We start from the raw sequence: 12,059 nt of genomic DNA on the forward strand, positions 1-12,059 counted from the left end.
ACGGCTCGCGGTCGCCGGATCGTCGTTGCGTTGCGACAGCGCGCGCGCCGCCGCAAAGCCGCCGATACCGAGCGGCGACACGGTCGACTCGGCACCGCCCGCGATCATCACATCGGCGTCGCCGTACTCGATCAGGCGCGAAGCCTCGCCGATACAGTGCAGGCCCGTGGTACAGGCCGTGACGATCGCCAGATTCGGACCCTTGATGCCGAACTTGATCGACAGATGGCCGGAGATCATGTTGATGATCGACGCCGGCACGAAGAACGGCGAGATACGGCGCGGGCCGCGATTGAGCAGTTCGGTTTGCGTCACTTCGATCATCGGCAAACCGCCGATGCCCGAACCGACCACTACGCCGATACGCTCCGAATTCTCGTCAGTGACTTCGAGGCCGCTGTCCTGCATCGCCTGGATGCCTGCAGCCACGCCGTAATGGATGAACGTATCCATGTGGCGCGCTTCCTTACCGGGGATGTAGTCCTCGATATTGAAGCCCTTCACCTCGCCGGCGAAACGAGTCGAAAAGTTCGACGCATCGAACTTCGTGATATTGGCAATACCCGACTTGCCGGCGACCAGATTGGCCCAGCCATCGGCAACATTATTGCCAACAGGCGAAATCAGCCCCAGGCCTGTAACAACAACACGACGGCGGCTCACGGTAACCCCTTTTTCATAGATGACAAAAGCAAAAGCCACAGCGGCCACAGGAATCTGCCCTGTGTGCCCTGTGGCTGTTTAAGTCGGCAATCGCGCGGAAAATTGCGCTGTCAGCATCGCAGGCTCCTGCACGGCAAGCGGCGCGGTGAAAAGGACCAGCCCCGCTGGCGCCGGCAAAGGTGCGGCAGGGCATCATGCGCCGCCAATGCAGAAACGCAGGCGCGAATGACCTTAGGCCTTGACGTTCGCGCGAGCGTAGTCGATTGCTTGCTGAACGGTAGTGATCTTCTCGGCTTCTTCATCCGGAATTTCCATGCCGAACTCGTCTTCGAGGGCCATCACGAGCTCGACGGTGTCGAGCGAGTCGGCGCCGAGATCGTTCACGAACGACGCTTCGTTCTTGATTTCCGCTTCCGCAACGCCCAGTTGTTCCGCGACGATCTTCTTGACGCGCTGTTCGATATTGTCCATTACCCCTCCAAGGGAAAAAAGTTCAAAAATACAGGTGCGCGCATTTTATCAGGTTTGACCCGGCAAAAAAGCCGCACATCAGGTTCCTGTCAAGGCATGCGCCTCGCGCTTCTACAGCCGCATCGAGGCGGGATAGTAACGGGAATCGGTTATTGCATGTACATGCCGCCGTTCACGTGCAGCGTAGTACCGGTGATGTACCCCGCTTGCGGCGACGCGAGGAATGCGACCGCGTGGGCGATGTCTTCCGGGCTGCCGAGACGGCCGAGTGGAATCTGCGTTTTCAGAACGGTGTGCTGTTCTTCGGGCAGCGCCTTCGTCATGTCCGTATCGATAAAACCCGGGGCGACGCAGTTGACCGTGATGCCACGGCTACCGATCTCGCGCGCGAGCGCGCGGGTCATGCCGGCGACACCGGCCTTCGCGGCCGCGTAATTGATCTGCCCCGGGTTGCCGGCCGAGCCGACCACCGACGTGATGTTGATGATGCGGCCACCCCTCGCCTTCATCATCGGACGCAGCACCGCGCGCGACAGGCGAAACACCGACTTCAGATTGGTGTCGATCACCGCGTCCCAGTCGTCGTCCTTCATACGCATCGCCAATTGGTCCTGCGTGATGCCGGCGTTGTTGACGAGCACGTGCAGCGCGTGGAATTCCTTGACGGTGCCATCGATCAGCGCTTCAGCGGCCGCCGCGTCATTGACGTTGAGGACCGCGCCGCGGCCGCTCACCCCGGCCGCATTGAACGCATCGGTGATCGCGGCCGCGCCGCTTTCGCTGGTCGCCGTGCCGATGACCGTCGCGCCTTGGCGCGCCAATTCCATCGCGATCGCACGGCCGATGCCGCGCGACGCGCCCGTCACGATTGCGATCTGCTTGTCGAGAGTCTTTTCCATCTGTCAGTCCGGATGCCCGCTCAGCGAGCTGATTGATTCTTGTTGATTCTGGTGCCGAAGGATGCCGCTTGCTCGCGGCACGGTTTTGTCGGCGCCTCGCGAACAGCGAGCTCAGCCTGCCGTCACGAGCTTCAGCGTTTCTTCGAGCGACGCCGGATCAAATACCGATGCCCCGGCGAGATTACCGTCGATACGTTTGGTCAGCCCCGCAAGGACCTTGCCCGGACCGCACTCGATCACATGCGTGACGCCCTGCGCGGCCATCGCCTGAACGCACTCGACCCAACGCACTGGACCAGCCGCCTGGCGTACCAGCGCGTCCTTGATCGCGGCGGGTTCGCTGACCACCGCGACGTCGACGTTGTTGATGACCGGAATCGAGGGCACCTGCACATCGACGCTCGCGAGGTATTCGCGCAGCTGGTCCGACGCCGGCTTGAGCAGCGACGAGTGGAACGGCGCCGACACCGGCAGCGGCAGCGCTCGCTTTGCGCCTTTTGCCTTCGCGATTTCGCAAGCCTTCTCGACCGCGACCTTGTGGCCCGCAATCACGACTTGAGCCGGAGCGTTGAAATTCACCGCCTCGACGACGCCCGCCGCCGACGCTTCCGCGCAGACCGCGCGCACCGTGTCGTCGTCGAGGCCGAGAATCGCGGCCATGCCGCCAACGCCTACCGGTACCGCGGTTTGCATCGCCTGCGCGCGGAACCGCACGAGCGGCACCGCGTCGCGAAACGCGAGCGCGCCGGCCGCGACCAGCGCGGTGTATTCGCCCAGGCTATGGCCCGCGACGATCGCCGGCGCCGGGCCGCCCGCCTGCCGCCACGCGCGATATATCGCATAGGCAGCGGTCAGCATGACCGGCTGGGTGTTGCTCGTGAGGTTGAGATCTTCGGTAGGGCCTTCGGCGATCAGTTTGGCGAGGTCCTGATTGAGTGCGTCGGAGGCTTCCTGAACCGTCTCGCGCACGAGCGCGTGGACGGCGAATGCGTTGAGCATGCCGACCGCCTGCGAGCCCTGCCCAGGAAAAACGAACGCGAATTTCATATCGTCCCCAAAATCGGTTTAGTCGATGTGGCCGCCGTGTGCGGTGGCCACGGGCGCGAGCTTTACGCCCGTCGCGCAGGCACCGCCAGCGGCGCCTTGCGACGCGTCGCCGCGCTCAATAACGAATGACTGACGCGCCCCATGTGAAGCCGCCGCCGACGCCTTCGATCAGCACGTTCTGGCCGCGCTTGATGCGGCCATCGCGCACCGCGACGTCGAGTGCGAGCGGAATAGACGCCGCCGACGTATTGCCGTGCTCGCCCACAGTGACCACCATGCGCTCCTGCGGCAAACCGAGCTTGCGGCAAGTGCTTTGCATGATACGGATATTGGCCTGGTGCGGAATCAGCCAATCGACCTGTTCAGGTTTCAGATCGGCTTTCTCGAGCGCTTCGATTGCGACTTTTTCGAGCACGTTGACTGCAAGCTTGAACACCGCCTGGCCGTCCATATGAAGGAACGCGCTGCCGGCGACCACCCCGCCATTCACGTTGCCCGGTGTGCACAGAATGCTCGAATAGCTGCCGTCCGCGTGCAACGCGCTCGACAGCACACCCGGTTCGTCCGATGCTTGCAGGATCACTGCGCCCGCGCCATCACCGAACAGCACGCAGGTGGTACGGTCGTTGAAGTCGAGAATGCGCGAGAACGTCTCCGCGCCGATCACGAGCGCGGTGCGATGCTGGCCGCTGCGAATGAGACTGTCCACCGTGGCCACGGCATACGCGAAGCCAGAGCAGACCGCCTGTACGTCGAACGCGGCACCGTGATTCTTGATGCCGAGCTTGTTTTGCAGCAGACAGGCGGTGCTCGGAAAGACGAAGTCTGGCGTGGAAGTGGCGACGACGATCAGGTCGATCGACTGCGGGTCGATATCCGCCGCTTCGATCGCACGCTGCGAGGCAATCAGGGCGAGGTCGCTGGTCGTGACGTCAGGATCGGCAAAGTGACGCGAATGAATACCCGTGCGCGCGACGATCCATTCGTCACTCGTCTCGACGCCTTGCTTCGCGAGACGCTCAGCCAGATCCTGATTGGTAATGCGCTGCGGCGGCAGATAGCTGCCGGTACCCAGCACACGGGAATAGATAGTGGAGTGAGCCATTATGCCTTCGAGGAGTGCGCAGCGTAGGGCTCGGCCGGCTGGCCTGCGATCGGGGTTGCGTGACCCGCACCGCTTGCGTCGCGCGCCGCCTGTTCCAGAGAACCGGCGTTCTCTTCCATTGCTCGCGCAAGGCGCTCCAGCACGCCGTTTTTGACGGCATCATACCCGCGTTTGATAGCCCACTCAAACGCGTAGGCATCGGCCGAACCGTGGCTTTTTATGACCAGACCGCGCAATCCCAACAACGCGGCGCCGTTATATTGCCGATGATCGACACGTTTCTTGAAACGCATCAATACGGGCAACGCGAGCACCGCCATCACCTTGGTCAGCCACGAGCGGCCGAACTCTTCCTTGATGATGTCGGAGAGCATCTGCGCGAGACCTTCTGACGTCTTCAACGCGACGTTACCGACAAAACCGTCGCAGACGATCACGTCGACCGTGCCCTTGTAGATGTCGTCGCCCTCGACGTTGCCGTGAAAGTTCAGCGTACTGGCGCGCAGCATTTCGCCGGCGCGTTTGATGATGTCGTTGCCCTTGATGACTTCTTCGCCAATGTTGAGCAGCCCGATGGTCGGCCGCTCCTTGCCTTCGAGCGCGGACACCAGCGCGTGCCCCATCTCGGCGAACTGAAGCAGATGCTGCGGCTCACAGTCGACGTTGGCGCCCAGGTCGAGCATCATCGTATAACCATGGGGATTGGGCAGGGCAAACGCGATCGCCGGGCGTTCAATACCAGACAGGGTTTTGAGCACATAGCGGGAAACAGCCATCAACGCGCCGGTGTTGCCGGCGGAAATGCAGGCTTGCGCCTCGCCTTCCTTGACGCGGTTCAGCGCCACGCGCATCGATGAATCTTTTTTCTTGCGCAGCGCGACCTCAACCGGGTCATCCATCGCGACGACCTCGGAAGCAGGCACGACGGTCACCGCCAGTAGATCCTGAGCCTTCAGCTTTTTCAGCTGTGCACGAATCGCAGTTTCAATGCCGACGAGCAGTAGTTGCGCGTCGGGATGCGAACGAACGAAGTTGACGGCAGCGGGAACGGTCACGGACGGGCCGTGGTCGCCTCCCATGCAATCTATCGTGAGCTTTACTGTCATGGAGTGCGACGAATTTCAGACACAAAAAAGCGGCAGTTGAATGCCGCCTTTTTGCCGAACCGGGAAAATGTCAAGCGAGCCGATCGCCACGCGAAACGCCAGAGGGCGCATCGCAGTGAACGATTAGTCGTTCTTCGTCTTGACGACTTTCTTGCCGCGATAGTAGCCGTTCGGGCTAACGTGGTGACGCAGATGCACTTCCCCGGTGCTCGGCTCGACAGCCAGCGGCGCGGCCGTCAGGAAATCGTGCGAACGGTGCATGCCGCGCTTCGACGGCGACTTCTTGTTTTGCTGAACTGCCATGACTAACTCCTGTTAATTTTCCGAATTCTAACACAGCCCGATACGGTTTCCGCCACTGGCCGAATGGCCAATGCGCCAGCATCGCGCTCCCTGAAACTGTTTAATGCTTGCTGCCGCCGGGCGCGTCGCGCTTGAGACTTTCAAGTGCCGCGAACGGATTGAGCCGCTCGGACTCACCCGCTTCGCGAGCCTCGTCCGGCACAGCCTCGTCCCCGTCGCTGCCGTCGGCGCCCGAAACGAGGCTCTCGTGCACTTCCGGACAAACTTCGTGCTTCGGCACGAGCGGCAAGGAAAGCAGTAACTCTTCTTCCATCAGGTCGATGAGATCGAACTGGCGCGAGCCGACGATCACCTCGACTTCATCCTCGTCGAGCGGAAACTCTTCGGCTTCCGCCTCCGTATTGACGATCCGGTAAGTTGCGTCGACGTTGAAAACCTGCGAATACGGCGTCAAGCACCGCTGACATTCAAGCCATGCAGCACCGTGAATCGCCAACCTCAGGTAAGGCTGGGGACCTTCGGTGCCGTCGTCCTGCAATTCCGGCTGCGTCGTCCCTTCGGCTTGCCACCTGAACCCCGTATCGCGATCTGGCGCTTCCGCTGGGACTTCGTTTAACATGCGCGGCAGTTGCGAGACGCGCACGACACCCGCAGCCTGTCGCCCGCTCCGCGCAAATTCGAACAGATCGACTTCGCGCGGGTCGGTCAGACCTGCAGGTTTGCCAGGATGTTGAGTCATGTGGGCTCCTGCGTCGGCAAGCATGTTGCCGGGGTGGTCCGCGGCGGCAAGCCACCGCGGAGACAAACTGGTTTGCGAGACAGCCGGCGGGATTTGCGGCTACTGCGTTCCGCGACCTTGTCAGCCCTTCAGGCCGCCGCAAGCCGCTGAACGTGCCCGGAATCCTGAAGCGCAAGCATACCGTAAAAAGCCGAAAATGATATCCGCTTTGTCTTTTCGAGTCAAACACTTAAGCCCGTAAGCGCGCGACCGCGTACGCCCCGCCTCCTTAGGTTCCGCTTAACCATGCCTGATTCCCTCAAACGCCCGCCACGCCTGATTCTGGCGTCGAGTTCGCAGTATCGCCGCGAATTGCTCGAACGCCTGCGTGTGCCGTTCGACGTCGTCGTGCCCGCGATCGACGAAACACCGCTCGCTGGCGAAGCGCCCGAAGCCACCGCGCTGCGTCTGTCCGAAGCCAAGGCCCGCGCGGTGGCTGAAGGCCTTGCGCTCGGCGAACCCGCGCTCGTGATCGGCTCCGATCAGGTTGCCACCTATGACGGTCTACAGATCGGCAAGCCCGGCACGCACGATAAAGCGCTAGCCCAACTTCAGGCGATGCGGGGCCGCGAAGTGCTGTTCCATAGCGCGCTGTGTCTGCTCGACAACGTGACCGACATCGAGCAAACCGTCGACGTCATCACCCGCGTGCGCTTCCGTGATGTGCCGGACGATACGCTCGACGCCTATCTGCGCGCCGAAACGCCATATGACGTGGCCGGCAGCGCCAAATCCGAAGGGCTCGGCATCGCATTGCTGGAGGCCATCCATTCCGACGACCCGACCGCGCTGGTCGGCCTGCCGCTGATCGCGCTTTCGCGCATGTTGCTCGCGGCCGGTTATCCGCTGCTGGAGCCGCGATGACCGGCACTTTGTATCTGATTCCGAACACCCTGGGCGAAGGCGACGCGAGCGCATTCGATCTGGTGCTGCCGGCGCCGGTCCGCGCCCGCGCATCATCGCTGCACTATTACATCGGCGAGAACGCGAAAACCACCCGCGCATTCCTGAAGAAAGTCGGCACCGAGCGCCCGATTCAGGAAATCGAGATTCGCGAACTGAACGTCAACACCCCAGCCGGCGAGATCGACCGCCTGCTCGCGCCGTTGCTGGCGGGCACCGACGCCGGGCTCGTCTCGGAGGCCGGCTGTCCGGCGGTGGCGGACCCCGGCGCGTTGCTGGTACGCCGCGCCCACGAGCGCGGCGTAAAGGTCGTGCCGCTGGTGGGGCCGAGCTCGATTCTGCTAGCGCTGATGGCGTCGGGCCTAAACGGCCAAAGCTTCGCATTTCATGGCTATCTGCCTGTAGACGCCGCCGAGCGAGCCAAGCGCCTGCGCGATCTGGAACAACAGTCGCGCAAGGGTAAGCAGACGCAGATTTTTATCGAAACGCCTTATCGCAATCGCGCGTTGCTCGATACGCTGCTTGCCAGTTGCGCACCGTCGACGCTGGTTTGCGTGGCAGTCGACCTGACGCTACCGACGGAAACGGTCGTAAGCCGCACCGTGGCGGACTGGAAGAAAAGGCCTCAGCCTGATCTGCATAAGCGACCAGCAATCTTTCTGATTCTGGCGATCTGAGCGCGACATCGAGTGACAGCCCGTAGGCGCGTGCGAGAACGCGCCCCACATAAATGACGGAAGCCCGCGCAACAACGCCGGTTGCACGGGCTCATTGATCACAGCTAGCGTCAATGCAGGTTCAGCTTCGCGCCGAGCGCCATCGCCCGCATTGCGCCAGCACCCACCGCCGCCCCGAACTTGCGCGCAACGCGGTCCGTTATGCTCTCTTTAACCGTGTAATCGACGATATCCGGCGCTTTGAAGATCTCGCGCGCGACGTAGTCCGAATCTCCGAAACCGTCCGCAAGACCCAGTTCGACGCCCTTCTGCCCGGTCCAGAACAGGCCCGAAAACATGTCCGGCGTCTCATGCAGGCGTGTGCCGCGGCCTTGGCGGACCGCCTCGATGAACTGCGCGTGGATCTGATCGAGCATCGCCTGCGCATGTTCGTCCATCTTCGGCGTTTCGGGCGAGAACGGGTCGAAAAAGCCCTTGTTCTCGCCTGACGTGTGCAGCCTGCGCTGGATACCCAGCTTGTCCATCAGACCGGTAAAACCGAATCCGTCCATCAGCACCCCGATCGAACCGACGATGCTCGCCTTGTCGACGTAGATCTTGTCGGCCGCCGCCGCCGCGTAATAGCCGCCTGACGCGCACATGTCACCGACCACCGCATACAGCGGAATGGACGGGTACTTGCCGCGCAACCGGCGAATTTCGCGATTGATGATGCCGGCCTGCACCGGGCTGCCGCCCGGGCTGTTGCAATACAGGATGACGCCGGCCGTGCCGGAATCCTCAAAGGCGGTATCGAGCGCCGTGTTGATGTCTTCGGCGTTCGCGTTGGTATCCGACGCGATCTCGCCATCGAGCGTCACCATCGCTGTGTGTCGGCCCGCGGTCGTAACGCGCTCGCCTGAAACGTTTAGCGCGGCCCATACGGCTAGCGCCAACACCGCGAGCAACACAAAACGGAAAAAAATTCGCCAGCGGCGCGCAGCGCGCTGCTCATTGATGGCCGCGAGCGCAATGCGTTCCAGCGCGGCGCGCTCCCAGCCCGGCTCGTCGGCAGGCGCGCGGAAACGGCCGCCCGGGGCGGGATCTTTCTCTGGGGTCAGATGGTCGGACATGCAGGCAATGGAAAGTTGAAAAGGAAAATCAGGTCGTGGCCGGCATCATCTCGCCGTCAGGCAACCAGAACACCGCGCGGCCTTCGGGCGTCTCGCGCTCTTCGACCTGCACCGTACGCAACCTGCCGCCGCGGCAGGGTCCACCGACGCATTTGCCCGTGTCCGGCGCGTAAATCGCGCCGTGCGTCGCGCACATCAAGTATAAGCCGGACGACTCGAAGAACTGCCCCTCCGACCAGTCGAGTTCCATCGGCACGTGCGCACAACGGTTCAAGTAGCCGTACACGCGACCGTCGTAACGGATGAAGAACACGACGACGTCCTGTCCAGCCATTCGCGCGTCGCGTCGGATGCCCAGGCCGCCGTCGACCAGTTCCGCCGCCGCGCAGATGCGCACGGCGGGCGTGGCGGCCGCGGACGCGCCGTCTCCCCCGTCAGCGCTCATGCGTTCTCCCGCAGCCAGCCGGACAGGTCGCTCACGCTCGACGCGACGAACTTCGGCTCCATCGCGCTCAGCGAATTGGCGGGATGCGCGCCGTAAGTGACGGCGATCCCGGCCACGCCGGCGTTCACCGCCATCTGCAGATCATGCGTCGTGTCGCCGATCATCACGGTACGGGCGGTATCTTGCCCCAGTTCGCGCGTAAGCTCGTGCAACATCGCGGGATGCGGCTTCGAGAAGGTTTCGTCGGCGCAGCGCGTGCCGTCGAAGAGGCTCGTCAGACGCGCCTGGTCCAGCGCGCGGTTCAGCCCGACGCGGCTCTTGCCGGTCGCGACAGCCAGCAGGTAGCCCAGATCGCGCAACTCGTGAAGCATGTCGCGCACCCCGGGGAACAGCTCGGTGGTCTGATCTTTGACCAGATAATGGAAGCGATAACGCTCGGAAAGACGCGGATAATCGGACGGATCGAGCGTCGGCGCGGCCAGCTGCAGCGCATCGCGCAGCCCAAGACCGATCACATAGCTCGCCGCTTCGTCGGCGGGAACGGGCAAGCCGAGGTCACGGCACGCCGCCTGAATGCTGCGCGTGATGTGCACGGTCGAGTCCATCAGCGTGCCGTCCCAGTCAAACACAATCAGGTCAAACTGCTCTCTAGCCATGCAATGTCGTCTCCGGGTTGGAGCCAGTCCGTAGTTCGTTGAGTTGCTCGATGAAGCTGCGACAGTCGGCGGGCAGCGGCGCTTCCAGCTGCAACGGCGCGCCGGTGGCCGGGTGCGTGAGCTTCAGCCGGTAAGCGTGCAGAAACATCCGCTTGATGCCCGGCTTCGCGTTGGCGCGCGCGAGCGCCTTGTTTAGTGCGAAATCGCCGTATTTGGCGTCGCCGACGATCGGCAGTTCCAGATGCTGCAAGTGCACGCGGATCTGATGCGTGCGCCCCGTCTTCAGTTCAGCCTCCAGCAACGCGTAGCCCGGCCAGCGGTCGACGAGATTGAACACCGTGTGCGATGCAAGCCCATCCGCCTGCACCCGCACGCGGCGCTCGCCGTCCGCCGTCAGGTATTTGTGCAGCGGCTCCTTCACCGCGCGGCGGCGCCCCCAGTCGCCAGCCCATTCGCCGTGCACGCACGCGTAGTACCGCTTGTCCATCCGGTTATCGCGGATTTGCTCGTGCAGATTGACGAGCGCTGCACGCTTTTTCGCGAGCATCAACACACCGGAGGTTTCGCGATCGAGCCGATGCACGAGTTCGAGGAACTTCGCCTGCGGGCGCGCGCCGCGCATCTGTTCGATCACACCGAATGCCACGCCGCTGCCGCCGTGGACCGCGACCCCGGCCGGCTTGTTGATCACCAGTAGATGTTCGTCTTCGAAAAGGATCGGAAAGCCGCCAACGGGAACAGGTGGTGGCGCGACGGCTTCATTGGGCTGCGCGACGCGGATCGGCGGCACGCGCACGAGATCGCCGAATTCCAGCCGGTACTGCGCATCGATCCGGCCCTTGTTGACGCGGACTTCGCCGCTGCGCAGAATGCGGTAGATATGGCTTTTCGGCACGCCCTTGCACACGCGCAGGAGGAAATTGTCGATGCGCTGTCCGGCCGAACTGTCGTCGATTTCCAGCAGCGACACCTGGTCGCTTGCGGGCACGCTTGCAGCCGATCTCTGGGATGTTTTGCCTAACTCTTTCATTCTGAATATAATTTGCCCAGTAGTCTGCGGCGGCCGGTGCAGTGTCCGTACAGCGTCCGGAACGCGGTGGATTGCGCAGGCGTAAGCGATTAAACCGTTATTTTACTTGCGCCGGGGTCTGGTTGCTCACCCTTAAAATGAGATGCAACAAGTTGCACGCACGAAGTCAGTGCCCGGCAGGGACGGCGCCCATAGGCGCGTTCGGTCAAGGTCGGCTTCGACGGTAACGGAATCTTGGTAAAAAAGAATTTAGCTTTCAGCTCCGCGGTCCGGGTGGTCTGACGCCCTGCTGGACGAAGCTGCAAGTTGCGAAAATACGGCGTGCGCCCGAGGCGTCTTGTAGAAAGTGCAAGACATGGCGACGTCAAAAAATGAAGCGAGACACCCCTCAGCAGGAAAAGACGCGCCGCCTGCGCGAACTTCCCGTTGCGGCATGACCCGGCTTTCGCCGTTTGCTCGCGCGCCCAGTTGGCGCGCCGGCATGACAGGACGAACGCTTGTGAAGGTCTGCCGGCAAACCGGGGCGTGTCAGGTCATGATTTGAAGCCGTGTTCGCATGTGCCCTTCGGCACCGTGCCCGTTTTCGATGGGCGCGGGCCCTCTCAGGCAATTCTCCCGCCATCTTTCCCGCTCCAGCGTGCTTGTGAAATCACAATAAGACGCGGCACGCCGCTGCCCTTCCTGGCTCTCGCGACTGACAACCGCGCAGCCCGGGCCGGCGAGGCCGCTCTGGAGCCGTTCAATGAAACGAATGTTGTTCAACGCGACGCAGCAGGAAGAACTGCGCGTCGCCATCGTCGATGGGCAAAAACTCATCGATATCGACATCGAAACCGCCGGGCGCGAACAGCGCAAAGGCAATAT

General features: G+C 62.5%; 14 protein-coding genes. 2 read left to right on the forward strand and 12 right to left on the reverse strand.

The features are described from left to right. The 8 genes from VGH68_RS22625 to VGH68_RS22660 form a co-directional block, all read right to left on the reverse strand. Window positions 1-663, reverse strand: a 663-nt coding sequence (locus tag VGH68_RS22625; protein WP_331605945.1) for a beta-ketoacyl synthase N-terminal-like domain-containing protein, incomplete at its 3' end; no start/stop codon positions are given. Between the two features lie 231 nt (window positions 664-894). Then, window positions 895-1,134 (reverse strand): acyl carrier protein, encoded by a 240-nt coding sequence (gene acpP, locus VGH68_RS22630; RefSeq protein WP_004197638.1) that lies wholly within the window; start codon window positions 1,132-1,134, stop codon window positions 895-897. Window positions 1,135-1,283: 149 nt separating this feature from the next. Next, the gene (gene fabG / locus VGH68_RS22635; protein ID WP_331605946.1) at window positions 1,284-2,033 is read right to left on the reverse strand and encodes a 3-oxoacyl-ACP reductase FabG; all 750 of its coding nucleotides are present in this window, start codon (window positions 2,031-2,033) and stop codon (window positions 1,284-1,286) included. A 111-nt stretch (window positions 2,034-2,144) separates the two neighbouring features. Beyond that, entirely contained in the window at window positions 2,145-3,080 is a 936-nt protein-coding gene (fabD, locus tag VGH68_RS22640) for an ACP S-malonyltransferase (protein ID WP_331605947.1), read from the reverse strand. A 115-nt stretch (window positions 3,081-3,195) separates the two neighbouring features. Further along, on the reverse strand, window positions 3,196-4,185 hold the full coding sequence (locus VGH68_RS22645; RefSeq protein ID WP_331605948.1) for a beta-ketoacyl-ACP synthase III: 990 nt from the start codon (window positions 4,183-4,185) through the stop codon (window positions 3,196-3,198). Next, window positions 4,185-5,291 (reverse strand): phosphate acyltransferase PlsX, encoded by a 1,107-nt coding sequence (gene plsX / locus VGH68_RS22650; protein ID WP_331605949.1) that lies wholly within the window; start codon window positions 5,289-5,291, stop codon window positions 4,185-4,187. Before plsX ends, VGH68_RS22645 begins: the two co-directional genes overlap by 1 nt. A gap of 123 nt (window positions 5,292-5,414) precedes the next feature. Next, on the reverse strand, window positions 5,415-5,594 hold the full coding sequence (gene rpmF / locus VGH68_RS22655) for a 50S ribosomal protein L32 (RefSeq protein ID WP_006051932.1): 180 nt from the start codon (window positions 5,592-5,594) through the stop codon (window positions 5,415-5,417). Window positions 5,595-5,694: 100 nt separating this feature from the next. Continuing rightward, window positions 5,695-6,333, reverse strand: a complete 639-nt coding sequence (locus tag VGH68_RS22660) for a DUF177 domain-containing protein (protein ID WP_331605956.1) — start codon at window positions 6,331-6,333, stop codon at window positions 5,695-5,697. Window positions 6,334-6,618: 285 nt separating this feature from the next. On the opposite strand from VGH68_RS22660, the gene VGH68_RS22665 reads away from it, so the two are divergent. Beyond that, window positions 6,619-7,236 carry a Maf-like protein gene (locus tag VGH68_RS22665; protein ID WP_331605950.1) on the forward strand — a complete coding sequence of 206 codons (618 nt, stop codon included), beginning with the start codon at window positions 6,619-6,621 and terminating at the stop codon, window positions 7,234-7,236. Then, entirely contained in the window at window positions 7,233-7,952 is a 720-nt protein-coding gene (locus VGH68_RS22670) for an SAM-dependent methyltransferase (RefSeq protein WP_331605951.1), read from the forward strand. Before VGH68_RS22665 ends, VGH68_RS22670 begins: the two co-directional genes overlap by 4 nt. Window positions 7,953-8,062: 110 nt before the next feature. Here VGH68_RS22670 and VGH68_RS22675 read toward each other — a convergent pair whose 3' ends face one another. Genes VGH68_RS22675 through VGH68_RS22690 form a run of 4 tightly spaced genes read right to left on the reverse strand, consistent with a single transcriptional unit; the run spans window position 8,063 to window position 11,195 of the window. Further along, window positions 8,063-9,064 (reverse strand): S49 family peptidase, encoded by a 1,002-nt coding sequence (locus VGH68_RS22675; RefSeq protein ID WP_331605952.1) that lies wholly within the window; start codon window positions 9,062-9,064, stop codon window positions 8,063-8,065. A gap of 28 nt (window positions 9,065-9,092) precedes the next feature. After that, window positions 9,093-9,509, reverse strand: coding sequence for a Rieske (2Fe-2S) protein (locus tag VGH68_RS22680; protein ID WP_331605953.1), 417 nt, complete (start codon window positions 9,507-9,509; stop codon window positions 9,093-9,095). Further along, window positions 9,506-10,165 (reverse strand): HAD-IIIA family hydrolase, encoded by a 660-nt coding sequence (locus VGH68_RS22685; protein ID WP_331605954.1) that lies wholly within the window; start codon window positions 10,163-10,165, stop codon window positions 9,506-9,508. Before VGH68_RS22685 ends, VGH68_RS22680 begins: the two co-directional genes overlap by 4 nt. Next, window positions 10,158-11,195, reverse strand: a complete 1,038-nt coding sequence (locus VGH68_RS22690; RefSeq protein ID WP_331605955.1) for an RluA family pseudouridine synthase — start codon at window positions 11,193-11,195, stop codon at window positions 10,158-10,160. The genes VGH68_RS22685 and VGH68_RS22690 overlap by 8 nt, the downstream gene beginning before the upstream one ends. Window positions 11,196-12,059: the final 864 nt, after the last annotated feature.

It is taken from the genome of Paraburkholderia sp. (assembly GCF_036488505.1).
GTDB lineage: Bacteria > Pseudomonadota > Gammaproteobacteria > Burkholderiales > Burkholderiaceae > Paraburkholderia.

Excerpts from the sequence above, each read along its gene's own strand:
- acpP (WP_004197638.1), bottom strand. The coding sequence starts at position 1,134 with ATGGACAATATCGAACAGCGCGTCAAGAAGATCGTCGCGGAACAACTG.
- fabG (WP_331605946.1), bottom strand. The coding sequence starts at position 2,033 with ATGGAAAAGACTCTCGACAAGCAGATCGCAATCGTGACGGGCGCGTCG.
- fabD (WP_331605947.1), bottom strand. The coding sequence starts at position 3,080 with ATGAAATTCGCGTTCGTTTTTCCTGGGCAGGGCTCGCAGGCGGTCGGC.
- VGH68_RS22645 (WP_331605948.1), bottom strand. The coding sequence starts at position 4,185 with ATGGCTCACTCCACTATCTATTCCCGTGTGCTGGGTACCGGCAGCTAT.
- plsX (WP_331605949.1), bottom strand. The coding sequence starts at position 5,291 with ATGACAGTAAAGCTCACGATAGATTGCATGGGAGGCGACCACGGCCCG.
- rpmF (WP_006051932.1), bottom strand. The coding sequence starts at position 5,594 with ATGGCAGTTCAGCAAAACAAGAAGTCGCCGTCGAAGCGCGGCATGCAC.
- VGH68_RS22660 (WP_331605956.1), bottom strand. The coding sequence starts at position 6,333 with ATGACTCAACATCCTGGCAAACCTGCAGGTCTGACCGACCCGCGCGAA.
- VGH68_RS22665 (WP_331605950.1), top strand. The coding sequence starts at position 6,619 with ATGCCTGATTCCCTCAAACGCCCGCCACGCCTGATTCTGGCGTCGAGT.
- VGH68_RS22670 (WP_331605951.1), top strand. The coding sequence starts at position 7,233 with ATGACCGGCACTTTGTATCTGATTCCGAACACCCTGGGCGAAGGCGAC.
- VGH68_RS22675 (WP_331605952.1), bottom strand. The coding sequence starts at position 9,064 with ATGTCCGACCATCTGACCCCAGAGAAAGATCCCGCCCCGGGCGGCCGT.
- VGH68_RS22680 (WP_331605953.1), bottom strand. The coding sequence starts at position 9,509 with ATGAGCGCTGACGGGGGAGACGGCGCGTCCGCGGCCGCCACGCCCGCC.
- VGH68_RS22685 (WP_331605954.1), bottom strand. The coding sequence starts at position 10,165 with ATGGCTAGAGAGCAGTTTGACCTGATTGTGTTTGACTGGGACGGCACG.
- VGH68_RS22690 (WP_331605955.1), bottom strand. The coding sequence starts at position 11,195 with ATGAAAGAGTTAGGCAAAACATCCCAGAGATCGGCTGCAAGCGTGCCC.